This window comes from Bacteroides sp. 1_1_14, from assembly GCF_000162515.1.
Classification (GTDB): domain Bacteria; phylum Bacteroidota; class Bacteroidia; order Bacteroidales; family Bacteroidaceae; genus Bacteroides; species Bacteroides thetaiotaomicron.
On record NZ_GG774703.1, the window covers coordinates 503,793 to 519,686 of the forward strand.

Annotated in this window: 10 protein-coding genes and 1 pseudogene; 10 read left to right on the top strand and 1 reads right to left on the bottom strand. The window is 41.2% G+C overall.

The window, feature by feature from the left end; genetic code table 11:
• The first annotated feature begins 12 nt into the window (after positions 1–12).
• The 9 genes and pseudogenes from HMPREF9007_RS18970 to HMPREF9007_RS18930 all read left to right on the top strand — a co-directional run bounded on the left by HMPREF9007_RS18970 (position 13) and on the right by HMPREF9007_RS18930 (position 10,164).
• Positions 13–1,359, top strand: coding sequence for an MFS transporter (locus HMPREF9007_RS18970; protein WP_008760512.1), 1,347 nt, complete (start codon positions 13–15; stop codon positions 1,357–1,359).
• Between the two features lie 204 nt (positions 1,360–1,563).
• Positions 1,564–2,217, top strand: coding sequence for a DUF2490 domain-containing protein (locus tag HMPREF9007_RS18965; protein ID WP_008760513.1), 654 nt, complete (start codon positions 1,564–1,566; stop codon positions 2,215–2,217).
• 309 nt (positions 2,218–2,526) lie between these two features.
• On the top strand, positions 2,527–4,431 hold the full coding sequence (locus HMPREF9007_RS18960; RefSeq protein ID WP_008760514.1) for a fimbrillin family protein: 1,905 nt from the start codon (positions 2,527–2,529) through the stop codon (positions 4,429–4,431).
• A gap of 75 nt (positions 4,432–4,506) precedes the next feature.
• Positions 4,507–4,998, top strand: a complete 492-nt coding sequence (locus tag HMPREF9007_RS18955; protein WP_008760515.1) for a PaaI family thioesterase — start codon at positions 4,507–4,509, stop codon at positions 4,996–4,998.
• A gap of 253 nt (positions 4,999–5,251) precedes the next feature.
• Positions 5,252–6,103 (top strand): ATP phosphoribosyltransferase, encoded by an 852-nt coding sequence (gene hisG, locus HMPREF9007_RS18950; protein WP_008760516.1) that lies wholly within the window; start codon positions 5,252–5,254, stop codon positions 6,101–6,103.
• A 12-nt stretch (positions 6,104–6,115) separates the two neighbouring features.
• Positions 6,116–7,399, top strand: a pseudogene (hisD, locus tag HMPREF9007_RS18945) (histidinol dehydrogenase).
• Positions 7,396–8,436, top strand: coding sequence for a histidinol-phosphate transaminase (gene hisC, locus HMPREF9007_RS18940; RefSeq protein WP_008760517.1), 1,041 nt, complete (start codon positions 7,396–7,398; stop codon positions 8,434–8,436). Before hisD ends, hisC begins: the two are co-directional and overlap by 4 nt.
• Before the next feature lie 3 nt (positions 8,437–8,439).
• Positions 8,440–9,564 carry a bifunctional histidinol-phosphatase/imidazoleglycerol-phosphate dehydratase HisB gene (hisB, locus tag HMPREF9007_RS18935; protein ID WP_008760518.1) on the top strand — a complete coding sequence of 375 codons (1,125 nt, stop codon included), beginning with the start codon at positions 8,440–8,442 and terminating at the stop codon, positions 9,562–9,564.
• A gap of 39 nt (positions 9,565–9,603) precedes the next feature.
• The gene (locus HMPREF9007_RS18930) at positions 9,604–10,164 is read left to right on the top strand and encodes a dual specificity protein phosphatase family protein (protein WP_008760519.1); all 561 of its coding nucleotides are present in this window, start codon (positions 9,604–9,606) and stop codon (positions 10,162–10,164) included.
• A 428-nt stretch (positions 10,165–10,592) separates the two neighbouring features.
• Here HMPREF9007_RS18930 and HMPREF9007_RS18925 read toward each other — a convergent pair whose 3' ends face one another.
• Positions 10,593–12,518 carry an NAD(+) synthase gene (locus HMPREF9007_RS18925; RefSeq protein WP_008760520.1) on the bottom strand — a complete coding sequence of 642 codons (1,926 nt, stop codon included), beginning with the start codon at positions 12,516–12,518 and terminating at the stop codon, positions 10,593–10,595.
• Positions 12,519–13,176: 658 nt separating this feature from the next.
• Here HMPREF9007_RS18925 and HMPREF9007_RS18920 point away from each other — a divergent pair.
• A partial coding sequence (locus tag HMPREF9007_RS18920) for a TonB-dependent receptor (RefSeq protein WP_008760521.1) occupies positions 13,177–15,894 on the top strand: 2,718 nt, incomplete at its 3' end.

The following is a 15,894-nucleotide window of genomic DNA, read 5'->3' on the forward strand; positions in this document are numbered from 1 at the left end:
AGATATTCCTTCATGCTGAAACATCTTATAAATTTTTACAAGGTCTCTTCACCGGGGCCTTGTAACGAAGACGTTATGTCTTCACCCGGCAAGCGTCGGCTGAAATATCTGCAATGGTCTACCTTTCTTTCGGCAACTTTCGGGTACGGTATGTATTATGTCTGCCGGTTGAGCTTGAATGTAGTAAAGAAACCGATTGTAGACGAGGGAATCTTTTCTGAAACGGAACTCGGAATAATCGGTTCGGTGCTGTTCTTTACGTATGCGGTGGGTAAATTTACGAATGGATTTCTGGCAGATCGAAGTAATATAAATCGTTTTATGACTACCGGCCTGCTTGTTACCGCATTGATTAATCTTTGTCTCGGTTTCTCCCATTCATTTATTTTGTTTGCTGTTCTTTGGGGAGTCAGCGGCTGGTTTCAGTCTATGGGGGCTGCTTCGTGTGTAGTCGGACTTTCCCGTTGGTTCACGGATAAAGAACGTGGCTCTTATTATGGCTTTTGGTCCGCCAGTCATAATATTGGTGAAGCACTGACATTTATAATTGTAGCATCTATTGTTAGTGTTTGCGGCTGGCGTTATGGTTTCTTTGGGGCGGGTATGGTAGGATTGCTGGGGGCATTAATTGTATGGCGTTTTTTTCATGACAGTCCCGAAAGCAAGGGCTTTCCTCCGGTCAATGTTCCGAAAGAAAAGAAAACGATGAGTGCTTCCGAAACGACAGATTTTAATAAAGCTCAACGGCAGGTTCTGACAATGCCTGCTATCTGGATCCTTGCTTTATCAAGTGCATTTATGTATATCAGCCGATATGCGGTAAACAGTTGGGGAGTTTTTTATTTGGAAGCACAGAAAGGATATTCCACTTTGGATGCCAGTTTCATTATTTCCATTAGTTCTGTTTGTGGTATTATCGGCACTATGTTTTCCGGTGTAATTTCTGATAAACTGTTTGGTGGCCGGCGTAATGTTCCGGCTTTGATTTTCGGACTGACGAATGTTTTAGCATTATGTTTGTTCTTATTAGTGCCAGGGGTACACTTTTGGCTCGATGCTGTGGCAATGATCCTCTTTGGACTGGGCATCGGAGTACTGATTTGTTTCTTAGGTGGGCTGATGGCTGTTGATATTGCTCCTCGCAATGCTTCGGGAGCTGCTTTGGGAGTTGTTGGAATTGCCAGTTATATCGGAGCTGGGCTGCAAGATGTCATGAGCGGAGTTTTGATTGAAGGACATAAAACGATCCGGAGTGGGGTAGAGGTTTACGACTTTACTTATATCAATTGGTTTTGGATCGGATCGGCTATATTGTCGGTATTTTTCGCTTTATGGGTGTGGAATGCGAAGCAAAAATAAATCATTGATTATCAGTGGAGTATAAAATAGGTACTTTTTCTTTTAAAGGAACGGGCTCTTGGTTTAAAACCAACGACCTGTTCCTTTAAAACCAACGGGGTGTTTCTTTTAAAGGAATGAGCCTTGATATTTCAGAATTATTTCAGTATCATAATTTTTCTTTGCGGGAGATTTATTATCTTTGTACTTTTAACCCGGTAATCGATGAGTAGAATATTTGCAATTACTAAAATACTGCTGTTTGTGCTATTGGCTGGAATGACTTCCACTGTATTTGCGCAAAGCGATGATTTCACTACATGGACTAAATTCAAAGTGAACTATAAGATCGATCCCCGATTTTCACTTTTAAGCAATCTGGAGTTTCGGACAAAGGATGACGTAAGTAGAATGGACCGTTTGGGATTGGCCATTGGAGGCGAGTATCGGGCTTATTCATTTTTGAAACTGGAAGCCGGATATGAAACTCATTTCCGGAATTTGGGAGATTCGGAATGGAAATTCAGACACCGTTATAACTTTGGAGCAACTGCAAGTTTTCAATATCAGTGGTTGAAAATTGCTTTGAGAGAAAGGTTTCAGCAAACTTTTGACCGTGGAGATTCAAAAGCTCGCCTTCGTTCCCGCTTAAAATTAGCTTATGCGCCCGAAAAAGGAATCGTTTCCCCCTACTTTTCAATTGAAATTTATCAAAGTTTGGATGATGCTCCTTTTTGGAGAGCAGATCGTATGCGTTATCGGCCTGGAGTAGAGATAGCTTTGGCTAAACGATGGGCGTTAGATGTTTTTTATTGTTATCAGTATGAGTCTCCAAAAGGTAAACATATTGCCGGGGTAGAAATAGGCTATTCTTTTTGAAAATGTTAGATTGCTAATATAATAATGTGTAAGCCTATTTGGTTTTGAAATATCCCTGATTCATAAAGTGCTACTAATTTGATACTTATGAATAAATATAAATATTATTTAAGAAAATGAAGTATTGGTTGATTTATGATTTATACTTTTGCTTTTGGCATTTCAGAATGAAATGTTGGAGTTGATGATTCTCCAGTCGCAACAGACGTGTTGTGTGGAATCTCATAACTGAAAGTGAATACTTCCTCTTATGTCCTTCTTTCTGCCCAATCAAAGATTTCTTATTATTTATATTTAAATAAAGAGGACATGAATATTTTGTTTAGAATGGAAAAAGGAATCGCTGTGTGCCTTTTTTCTTCTTTTTTTGTATTAGCATGTGTAAATCATATTCCGGGAGAGAAGGCTGCAGTCAGCAATGGAGATATTCCATTGAAATTTACTGCTGATATTCATGAAGTGACATATACACGTGTTGCTGGCAATGGCTTTGAAGAGAATGATGAAGTGGGAGTATTTGCCCTTGTAGGGTCCTCCACCATGAAGGAAGAACGTTATGCGGATAATTTGCGTTTCTTTCGTACTTCCGAAAAAGTTTTTGAGTCCAGTGAGCCGATTTATTATCCTGATGATGAGGTAACATTACGTTTGATCAGTTATTATCCTTATCAGGAAGAGGGAGTGAATATGGGAGAAAGTACGATGTCGGTGGCGGTAGAAACAGATCAAAATCTTTCTGCCGGCTATTTCTGCTCTGATTTTCTGGTTGCTTCTCAAAATCTGCAATCAGCTCCTAAAGGAGCCATCGCCCTGCACTATGATCACAAATTTTTCAAATTAAAAATCGCTTTGGTAGGAAAGGAAGGTGAAGAATTGCAGGGTATACTGGATGCTGACCCAAAACTTTCTGTTTGTGGTTTTTATACTAAGGCGATTTATGATTTCCAAAAAGAAACTTATTCCGCTTTTTCTAATGAGAAAAGCATTACTCCTGCCGGAAAATGGGAGATACAGGGAGATCGGTTGAGCGGAAAAGAAGTGATCCTTATTCCGCAAGAAACCACTTTGGGCTATCAATATATTGTATTGGATGTTGGAGGTAAGATATATACCAGCCCATTGCCCTCTTCATTGCAGTTGCAGAGTGGTAAACAGAGTGAGCTGGCGATTTCCTTCATCCCGACCGAAGATGTTTTGATAAGTAAAGTCGAAGGAGAAATCAATAGTTGGGAAGATGGAAATACAGGGCAGTCCGGGTCCGAAGTTTTCCACAATTATGTGGATGTGTCAAAATTGGTATTTGACGATTCGAAGGTGTATAAAGTGTTGAGTGCTGGGCAGCAGGTAGCAGAAATATGTAAAGAATATCTAGTGACGCCTGATTTTTCTTCACAGGCAATTGTCGTTTATCCGATGAAAGATAACCATGCGGTTGACTTATCCAAGGGAACGGTAGTACAATTGGTCGGACATGCAGATAAAGTGCACGGCGGAACTGTAGCGTGGGATTTGAAAGAACATTCATTGAAATATACTCCTGGAAATCAGGCTGCCCGAAGTAAGGTGTATATTTTGCCTGACGGACAAATTGCATTGTCTATGCCTGAAGAAATGTTGCCCGTATTGGCCATGAAAGATATAATGCGTGATGTGCGTGGGAGTAGTATTCACAATTACCCGATAGTGAAAATTGGTACGCAGTATTGGATGGGAAGTAATCTGAAAACATCATTATATATAGATGGAGAAGAAATTCCGAAACTGGAGATTATGAATGCCGGAGCGACAGGTTATCTATTGTCTCAAACAGATAAGAGTTATTATTTTTATAGTTTTGGAACAATTGTCAGTAATAAGCTGCTTCCTGTGGGGTGGAATATGCCTGATTGGAATGATTGGAATATGCTGAAAACTTATTTGAGCAATGATGCCTCTTTGTTGAAAACCGGGACATGGAAAGCAATAAGTACCGGTGCCGGTGCAATAGTAGGAACTGCTACCAATCTCACGGGTTTTGATGGATATCCGGTAGGAATGTATGCCGGCAAGTTTCAGTCTGCCTATGAAGGAAAATATCTTTCTTATTGGACTTTGAATGAAGCAGGGACAGATGCGGATGAGAAAATATTCTTGTTGAGAAGTGATAAAAACGAAATAGCAGAGGGAAACACCGGGTTAGACAAAGCTTACGCCATTCGTTGCATCCGAAAGTAAATCGTGGAAAATTGTTCTTCTTTTTTATATTTTGCTTATATTTGGGAAGTGAAACTTAAATAGAAGTCATAGATTATGAAGAAAATAATAAATCCCTGGAAAGGTCTGGAAGGGTACAATTGCTTTGGTTGCGCCCCTAATAATGAAGCCGGAATAAAGATGGAGTTTTATGAAGATGGCGACGAAGTGGTAAGTATCTGGAAACCCCGTCCTGAATATCAGGGATGGATCAATACCTTGCACGGTGGTATTCAGGCTGTTCTCATGGATGAAATTTGCGCTTGGGTGATACTTCGTAAATTACAGACAACGGGAGTAACTTCAAAAATGGAGACTCGTTACCGCAAGCCGGTCAGTACTACTGATTCCCATATTGTGTTGCGTGCTTTTATTAAGGAAGTCAAGCGAAATATTGTAATTATTGAAGCTAAGTTATATAATAAGGATGGCGAAGTATGTACCGAAGCGGTTTGTACGTACTTTACGTTCTCGCACGAAAAGTCGAAAGATGAAATGCACTTTGATAAGTGTGATGTAGAGCCAGAAGAGATATTGCCTTTAATTTGAAATAAAAACTGAACTTTTTGTGATAAATGTTTGGAAGTATCAAACAAATGCTTTACTTTTGTCGCATTAAATAAAAGAAATATGAAATATACAGTTGCACATCATCATCATCATTTTCCTAACGAATAACTCGGTGGGCGTGATTGATAGTGTGTATAACTCTATAAAGATAACGAAGGCTTACCGAATACGGTAAGCCTTTTTTTATTTCTGAATTGTTCGAATTGTAAATCATAAAATAATAAATAAAATCATGTTAAGAATCGCAGTACAAGCCAAAGGACGTCTCTTCGAAGAGACAATGGCACTTTTAGGAGAGTCGGATATTAAAATCAGTACAACGAAGCGTACTTTGTTGGTGCAGTCTTCCAATTTTCCTATCGAAGTTTTATTTCTTCGTGACGATGATATCCCGCAAACAGTAGCTACCGGTGTAGCTGATTTGGGAATTGTCGGTGAGAATGAATTTATGGAAAAAGAGGAAGATGCTGAAATCATCAAACGATTGGGATTCAGCAAATGTCGTTTGTCTTTGGCAATGCCGAAAGACATTGAATATCCGGGATTGTCATGGTTCAATGGGAAGAAAATAGCTACTTCTTATCCGGTCATTTTGAGAAACTTCCTAAAGAAGAACGGAGTAAATGCAGAGATACATGTCATTACCGGTTCGGTAGAAGTATCTCCGGGCATTGGACTGGCAGATGCTATCTTTGATATCGTAAGTTCAGGATCTACTTTGGTAAGCAACCGCTTGAAGGAAGTGGAGGTAGTGATGAAATCCGAAGCGCTGTTGATTGGCAACAAAAACATGAGCGATGAGAAGAAAGAAGTACTGGAAGAACTTTTGTTCCGAATGAATGCAGTAAAGACTGCCGAAGACAAGAAATACGTGCTGATGAATGCTCCGAAGGATAAACTGGAAGAAATAATTGCCGTGTTACCTGGTATGAAGAGCCCTACTATTATGCCATTGGCACAAGAAGGCTGGTGCTCTGTTCATACTGTACTAGATGAAAAGCGTTTTTGGGAAATCATTGGCAAATTGAAGGGACTGGGTGCTGAAGGTATTTTGGTGTTGCCGATTGAAAAAATGATAGTCTAATAAGTTTGAATGATGAAACTAATCAAATATCCCTCCAAAGAACAATGGGCAGAACTTCTGAAGCGTCCGGCTTTGAATACGGAGAGCTTGTTCGATACAGTTCGTACTATTATAAATAAGGTAAGAGCGGAAGGTGATAAAGCTGTTTTGGAATATGAGGCGGCTTTTGATAAGGTGACTTTGTCTGCTCTCACTGTGACTTCCGAAGAAATACAGAAAGCCGAAGGACTGATCAGCGACGAGTTGAAATCTGCCATTACGCTGGCTAAACGGAATATTGAAACTTTCCACTCTTCCCAACGCTTCGTTGGCAAGAAGGTAGAAACAATGGAAGGAGTAACTTGCTGGCAAAAGGCGGTAGGTATCGAAAAGGTGGGGCTTTATATTCCCGGTGGAACGGCTCCGCTTTTCTCTACGGTATTGATGTTGGCTGTTCCCGCAAAAATTGCGGGATGCAGGGAAATTGTGCTTTGTACCCCTCCCGATAAAAACGGAAATATTCATCCGGCTATTCTCTTTGCCGCTCAACTGGCAGGTGTCAGTAAGATATTCAAAGCGGGAGGAGTGCAAGCTATCGCTGCTATGGCATATGGAACCGAGAGTGTTCCTAAAGTCTACAAAATCTTTGGCCCTGGAAATCAATATGTGACGGCTGCCAAGCAGTTGGTAAGTCTTCGGGATGTAGCCATCGACATGCCGGCAGGTCCTTCCGAAGTGGAAGTGCTGGCTGATGCATCTGCTAATCCGGTGTTTGTTGCGGCAGATTTACTGTCGCAGGCAGAACACGGAGTGGACAGTCAGGCGATGTTGATAACAACCTCTGAAAAGCTTCAGGCAGAAGTAATGGAAGAAGTAGACCGCCAACTGGCAAAGCTTCCTCGACGGGAAATTGCTGCGAAATCTCTGGAAAACAGTAAACTGATTTTGGTGAAGGACATGGATGAAGCGTTAGAGTTGACGAATGCATACGCACCCGAACATCTGATTGTAGAGACTGAAAATTATCTGGAAGTTGCTGAACGTGTAATAAATGCCGGTTCCGTCTTCCTTGGCTCATTGACGCCGGAAAGTGCAGGGGATTATGCTTCCGGAACCAACCATACGCTGCCGACTAATGGTTATGCGAAAGCATACAGCGGCGTGAGCCTGGACAGCTTTATCCGGAAAATCACGTTTCAGGAAATTCTTCCTCAAGGCATGAAAGTTATCGGGGCCGGCTATTGAAGAATGGCAGCCAACGAACTTCTGGATGCTCATAAGAATTCAGTTACAGTACGATTAAATACATTGAAATGAAAACATTACAAGAACTTACCCGGCCGAATATATGGAAACTAAAGCCTTATTCTTCGGCTCGTGATGAATATAAAGGCGCTGTGGCTTCCGTTTTTCTGGATGCGAATGAGAATCCTTATAACCTGCCTCACAACCGCTATCCGGACCCCATGCAGTGGGAACTGAAAACACTGTTGTCTAAAATTAAAAAGGTTTCTCCCCAGCATATCTTTTTAGGAAACGGCAGTGATGAGGCGATTGATCTGGTGTTTCGTGCATTCTGCGAACCGGAAAAAGATAACGTAGTTGCTATTGATCCGACTTACGGTATGTATCAGGTTTGTGCCGATGTGAATAATGTGGAGTACCGGAAAGTTTTGTTGGACGAAAACTTCCAGTTCTCAGCAGAAAAGCTTCTTGCAGCTGCAGATGAGCGTACGAAACTCATTTTCCTGTGTTCACCTAATAACCCGACGGGAAACGACCTGCTGCGTTCTGAAATAGAAAAAATACTCCGCGAATTTGAAGGATTGGTCATATTGGATGAAGCGTATAATGATTTCTCCGAAGCACCTTCTTTCCTCGAAGAGCTGGATAAATATCCGAATCTGGTTGTTTTTCAGACTTTCTCCAAAGCTTGGGGATGTGCTGCTATCCGTTTGGGTATGGCTTTTGCATCCGAAGCAATTATCGGAATCCTGAGTAAAATCAAGTATCCTTATAATGTGAATCAGCTGACACAGCAGCAGGCTATTGCTATGCTGCATAAATATTATGAAATAGAACGCTGGATAAAAACATTGAAGGAAGAACGCGACTATCTGGAAGAAGAATTTGCGAAATTATCTTGTACAGTCCGAATGTACCCGTCCGATTCCAACTTCTTCTTGGCGAAAGTAACGGATGCGGTGAAGATTTACAATTATTTGGTAGGTGAAGGGATCATAGTGCGCAACCGTCATTCCATTTCGCTTTGTTGCAACTGTCTGCGTGTGACGGTGGGTACCAGAGTGGAGAATAATACGTTACTTGCTGCCCTCAAAAAATATCAAGGATAGTATATGAAGAAGAAAATATTGTTTATAGATAGGGACGGGACATTGGTCATTGAACCTCCCATTGATTATCAGCTTGATTCACTGGAAAAGCTGGAATTTTATCCGAGAGTCTTCCGTAATTTGGGCTTTATCCGTAGCAAGCTTGATTTTGAATTTGTGATGGTTACCAATCAGGACGGGCTGGGTACATCTTCGTTTCCGGAAGACACTTTCTGGCCTGCTCACAACTTGATGCTGAAAACATTGGCCGGAGAAGGCATTACCTTTGATGATATTCTGATCGACCGTAGTTTTCCGGAAGATAATGCGCCGACTCGCAAACCGCGTACAGGAATGTTGACGAAGTATATTGATAATCCGGAATATGATCTTGCGGAAAGCTTTGTAATCGGTGATCGTCCTACTGATGTGGAGCTGGCAAAGAATCTTGGTTGCCGTGCTATTTATCTGCAAGAAGCAACGGATGATTTGAAAGAGAAAGGTCTGGAAGATGTTTGCTCACTTGCAACAACAGACTGGGATCAGGTGGCAGAGTTTCTTTTTGCCGGTGAGCGGAAAGCAGAAGTTCGCCGTACAACGAAGGAGACTGATATTTATGTGTCTCTCAATCTCGATGGAAATGGAAGCTGTGATATTTCTACCGGTCTTGGCTTCTTCGATCATATGCTTGAACAAATAGGTAAGCATTCCGGAATGGATCTGACCATTCGGGTAAAAGGCGACCTGGAAGTGGATGAACATCACACCATTGAGGATACTGCCATCGCTTTGGGAGAATGTATTTATCAGGCTTTGGGCAGTAAGCGTGGAATCGAACGTTATGGTTATGCTTTGCCTATGGATGATTGCCTTTGTCAGGTTTGCCTTGATTTCGGAGGTCGTCCTTGGTTAGTATGGGATGCAGAGTTCAATCGTGAGAAAATAGGAGAGATGCCGACGGAGATGTTCCTGCATTTCTTTAAATCATTGAGTGATGCTGCAAAAATGAATCTGAACATCAAGGCTGAAGGACAGAATGAGCATCACAAGATAGAAGGTATCTTTAAAGCGCTTGCACGTGCTCTGAAAATGGCATTGAAAAGAGATATCTATCATTTTGAGCTTCCTTCGAGCAAAGGAGTACTATAATTTGCCTCATCATATTATATAATCTCATAGGATTGCTATATGATAATCAATAACAAACGAATTTGGCTTGGTTTATTTATCGGGATAGTGATGTCTTTTTCGGTTTATGGTCAAAACATAAACGCTGAAAAGATAACTGTTCCCGATAGTAAACTGACTAATTTGTATCAGATAGACTCAGGTGTATATCGTTCGGAGCAACCATCGGATGCTGACTTTAAGGCTTTGGAGAAATACGGTATCCGTGAAGTGCTGAATCTTCGCAACAGGCATAGTGACGATGATGAGGCGGCAGGAACAAAGATTAAGCTTTATCGGCTAAAAATGAAAGCGCATTCAGTCAGTGAAGGTCAATTGATCAATGCATTGCGCATTATCAAGAACCGCAAAGGGCCAATCGTCTTTCATTGTCATCACGGTTCTGATAGGACAGGCGCAGTATGTGCTATGTATCGTATTGTATTTCAAGGAGTGTCAAAGCAAAAAGCTATTCAGGAAATGACCGAAGGAGGTTTCGGTTTTCATCGTATTTATAAAAATATCATTCGCACTATTGAGAAGGCTGATATAGAACGTATTAAAAGAGAAGTATTACAATAGTGCAATTGACCGTATGTTCTATATAACTCATGCGGAAGGATTAATGTTTTCTTCTGCATGAACTGGTATTTTCTCCTGATCTATTACTTTATTCTTCTAAATGATTTAATCTGTTAGACTTGAGTAACTAATAAACTACACTTGTGTAATCAAGAGGATACACAAGTGTAGCTGAATGGTTGTTTAAGTGTATTTGGCTAATTATTCGCATTTGTAGCTAATTGGCTGAAGAACTTACTGTTATAAAGAAAATGCAGTTTTTCTTCTCCAAAAGTCAAAAACAACCGCATGTTTTTTTGTAAACTTCTCTTGAATATGGGGTGTTTTGTGAACTAAATGATTGATATACAGTTCTGTGACGTTTTTGTTTTACCCCGTATAATACTTAAGATAAATACAAAAATGTCACAGAAGAAAGATCAAAGAGATTATAAATCTTCTATTTCTTTGAGCCAGATAGTTGAACTTGCATCACTTGGCATTCGCCAGTCACCTCTGGGACTGATGGAAATACTACCTACCTTCGGACCATCGGGCAGACAGGAGCGCTTGAACTGCTGATTAAAGAAACGTCGGAAGAAAGTAGATAACCATTTCTTTATTGTTTCTTTGTCATATACATCCTTGAAAGCTATATTAGCCAGATAGTAAATCTTGGAAGGGCGGAAACCAAAACGCAGGAAGTAATAGAGGAAAAAGTCATGCAGTTCATAAGGCCCTACCAAGTCTTCGGTCTTCTGTTTGATTTCCCCGTTTTCGTCTGCTGGAATTAATTCGGGACTGATAGGAGTATCTACAATATCCAGTAAAGTCGCTTTAGCGTCCTCATCCATATCATTTTCCGCTACCCATTGCACTAGATACTTCACAAGTGTTTTGGGAATACTTCCATTGACACCGTACATAGACATGTGATCTCCATTGTACGTAGCCCATCCGAGTGCAAGTTCTGACAAGTCACCCGTACCCACTACCATTCCCCAAGTTTGGTTAGCGATATCCATTAATATCTGTGTGCGTTCGCGTGCCTGAGAGTTCTCATAGGTGACATCATGTACATTGATATCATGATCGATATCTTTGAAATGCTGGATACAGGCATCTTGAATACTGATTTCCCGGATAGAAATGCCCAATGATTTCATTAAATCAATGGCATTGTTATAAGTACGGTCAGTCGTTCCAAAGCCTGGCATTGTAACTCCCAGAATATCTTTGCGGGGTAAACCGAGTTTGTCGAAGGTCTTCACGCAGACTAATAATGCCAATGTTGAATCCAATCCTCCGGAAATACCGACTACAGCTGTTTTAGCTTTGGTATGAACCAGTCGTTGTGCCAAGCCGGCTATTTGGATAGAGAATACTTCTTCACAATGCTCATCCAGTTCTGCTCCTTGGGGGACAAAAGGATGTGAATTGAAGTCTCGGGTCAAAGTAAGCTCTTTGCTATTAATAAACTCCGTTGCGACGGAGATTGCTTTTTTATCTCCTGGATTTCCCTGGCTGGCAGCAAAAGTGGTGTTGATTCTACGTTCTGCCCGTATGCGTTCCACATCGATTTCGCTAATGATCAGTTGCTCCTCCATGCAGAAACGTTTGCTACGTGCCAGTAATGAGCCGTTTTCGTAAATCAATCCGTTTCCCGCAAATACTACATCCGTAGTAGACTCCCCGAAACCACAGGAAGAAAATACGTATCCTGCAATGCAACGTGCTGATTGTTGGCTGATAAGAGAACAGAGATAATGATGCTTTCCGATTCCTTCATTATCGGCAGACATATTGAAAATAATTTCTGCTCCTTGTAAAGCCAATGAGGAACTGGGAGGTATGGTAGCCCAAAGGTCTTCGCAAATTTCGATCCCAAAAGTCGTATCGGAAGTTTCAAACAGCAGGTTGGCACCTATGGGAACGATTTGTCCGCATAGGCGTACGGTATCTTCTGTCAGTTGAAGGGCAGAAGTAAACCAGCGCTGTTCGTAGAACTCCTTATAATTGGGGAGGTAAGTTTTGGCAGCAACACCTAGTACTTTTCCTTTTTGAATCACTACGGCGGCATTGATCACGGTTGAATTGACTACTACCGGCATGCCGACAATAGAGATGATGTCCAGTTGGCGGGTATTATTGAGTATCTGCATTAGCCCCATCTCTGCTTCTTCCAGCAAAATCTGCTGTCCGAATAAGTCACCGCAAGTATATCCGGTAATACTCATTTCCGGGAATACTATGATTTGCACACCCTTACCTTCAGCTATTGCGATTTGGCTTTCTATTCTCTCTACATTGAATTTACAGTCGGCCACTTTAACGCGTGGCACGGCTGCAGCTACTTTTACGAATCCGTAGTTCATCTTGTACCTTTTTATATATAGTGGGTACAAAAATAGGAAATAGTTTTGGATTTTTGCCCTTTTGACTCTGAATCCTCAAAATGAGGTGTCTTATGTCGTTTTAATGACTATTGCATAAGCAACTAATAAGAATGTCAAATGGAAAGTAAGATGGTCTTATTTTTGACGGTTTATATGGGATATATCTATTTGTTTATTAATATTTTGTTAATTATGCAATAAAAAGACATTTGAGGAAATTTGGTATAAAAAATGAGACTTTTTGTTTTTTATATTTAACTATTATAATTATATTTGTAGCCAAATTAAAGAATTTTATAGGCAATTTACACCTAAACAAACGATAAGCACTTATTAATATCTATAATTTTAGAGAGATGGACATACACTTTATTAGTATTGCAGCGACACAAGACATTTATTTAGACATATGGCGTAATATTAAAAACCAGCCAAGCTAATTTCCCTATTCTATATATTGTATAGACTATTTGATAGTCTGTCCTGGAACGATGATAAAAGTATACTTTTCAAAGTCGCTCCAAGGGGAGAAGTATATTGCTGTTTCATGCGTGAAGCGTAATATGCTAAGTTTTCGTTTTGTAGATAAATCTGTAAAAAATAAATCAATTCATTAATTTAAATTCAAGTATCAAAGATGAGAAAATCAATTCTCTTGTTTGTACTCTTTGCTCTACTGAATATTCCTCTTATGCTTTTTGCACAGAGTGGATATAAGGTAAAAGGACATGTTGTTTCGGCAGAAGATAATGAGCCGATGGTTGGTGTGTCTATTTTAGAGAAGGGTACTACAAATGGTGTAATTACCGACATTGATGGTAATTACACTCTTGAGATTAAGGGTACGGCAAGTGCTACTTTGCTGTTCTCTTATATCGGTATGCAATCACAGGCACATGCGGTTAGTGCCAAAACCGGAACACTGAATGTTCGTCTGGTTTCAGATGCTGCTTTAATAGATGAGGTAGTGGTAGTAGCGTATGGAACTCGTAAAAAAGGGACGATTGCTGGTGCCGTATCCACTGTTAAAGCGGAAAAATTAGAAAATGTGCCTGCTGCAGGTTTTGATCAGTCACTGCAGGGACAGACACCCGGTTTGACGGTAATCTCCAATTCGGGAGAACCCAGTAAGGCGGCTGTGTTCCAGCTTCGTGGTACCAATTCTATCAATTCGGGCACCTCTCCGCTGTTTATACTGGATGGTACACCTATCTCCAGTGCTGATTTTAACACAATTAGCCCGGGAGATATAGAATCAATCTCTGTGTTAAAGGATGCTTCGTCGACTTCTATCTACGGAGCCCGTGCGGCAAATGGTGTGGTAGTTATCACTTCTAAGCGCGGACTGGCAATAGATAAAGCGAAAGTTACGTTGCGTGCCCAATGGGGTATTTCTCAATTGGCGTCGAATGACAAATGGGTGGTGATGAATACTCCCGAACGTATCCAATTTGAAAAGGAAATCGGGTTAGACACCGGACAAGATTACGACCTGCTGTCTCGCACGAATGTTAATTGGCTGGATGAAGTTTTCAACGATCGTGCACCTTTGCAGAGTTACGAACTTTCTGTCAATCGTGCCACCGACCGTCTGAACTACTATGTTTCCGGAGGATTTTATGATCAGGAAGGTATTGCGCAGAGTTCTTCTTTCCGCCGTTACAATATGCGCGCCAATGCGGAAGTGAAAGCCAGCAACTGGCTGAAAGTGGGCACGAATACAATGATGGCCTATGAAGAAATATCACAGGCTGAAGAGGGAGAACCGGCGCTTTATACACCTATTTCCGGTTCACGCTTTATGTTACCTTACTGGAATCCTTATAATGCTGACGGTTCTTTGGCTTCCGAAAATGATGGAACTTGGACGGGAACGGGGCAGAATCCGATAGAATGGATGGCGAATAATCCCGTATCATACAAAAAGTACAAATTGCTGTCTACTGTATTTGCAGAGATCACTCCGATTCAGAACTTGACTATTCGTGGCCAGTTTGGTGCTGATTATTCACACTCTACGGCTTTCATGCAGTCTTTCCCGAGTTACATTATTAATAATAACTCCGGTAAAGCAGGGCGCAGCTCATCTGATATCCTTAGCCTGAGTGAAACTCTTACAGCCAATTATCGGTGGGCTTTGAATGATGATCATTCATTCAATTTTCTGCTGGGACAGGAAGGGATAGATTATCAATCCTCCGGATTCCAGGTATCTACACAGGGGCAGAATAACGATCGCCTCACCAACCTGCTTACCGGAACTCGCGCTACATCGTGGCCGGATAGTAATAGTGCCTATTCTTATTTGTCTTTTTTCTTCCGTGGGGAGTACAACTATAAAGATTTGTATTATGCGGAAGTTGCTGCACGTACGGATGCTTCTTCCCGCTTCGGTGCAGATCATCGTTGGGGTATGTTTTGGTCGCTGGGTTTTATGTGGAACATCAAGAACGAGGCTTTCCTCAAAGACATAGAATGGCTTACTAGCGCACAGGTTAAGTTGAGTACAGGTACTTCCGGTAACTCGGAAATTCCTTATTACGATCATCTTGCGCTTGTTTCCGGAGATGCAAACTATAATGATGAAGCTGGTATCTATCCTTCACAAAGTGGAAATGAGGAATTGAGCTGGGAGCAGACTTGGGCAAACAATGTTGGCGTGAGTTTTGGCCTTTACAATCGTGTCAATGTGAATGTCGATTTTTATCATAAAAAGACTACTAATATGCTGATGTTAGTTCCTCAATCGTATGCGATCACCGGAGTAGGCAATCGTTGGGACAACATTGGCGCTATGATGAATCGCGGTGTGGAAATTGCGATTGACGGTGATGTGATTCGTACCAAAGATTTCACTTGGAATCTGAGCGCAAACGTTTCTTACAATAAGAATAAACTTTTAGAACTTTACAATGGTGTAGAAGAATATGTAAACTCTACCACTGGATTGAAATATGTAGTAGGACACTCCGTACGTGAGTATTTCATGAACCGTTATGCAGGTGTGAATCCGGCCAATGGCGATGCTTTGTGGTACACAGCCGACGGAGAACAGACAACAGAATTTCGTGAAGAAGACAAAGTGATGACCGGCAAATCGTTTGATTCTCCTTGGGTAGGCGGCTTCGGCACATCCCTTATGTGGAAGGGGCTTTCATTGTCGGCGCAATTCAGCTGGATGGCAAAACGATATGTGATGAACAATGACCGTTTCTTCGAAGAAAGCAACGGACTATACAGTGCCTACAATCAATCGAAAAGATTATTGTACGATCGTTGGAAAAAACCGGGCGACATCACTGATATCCCCCGTTACGGAGTGACGGCTCAACTTGACGATCGCTTTCTTGAAAAC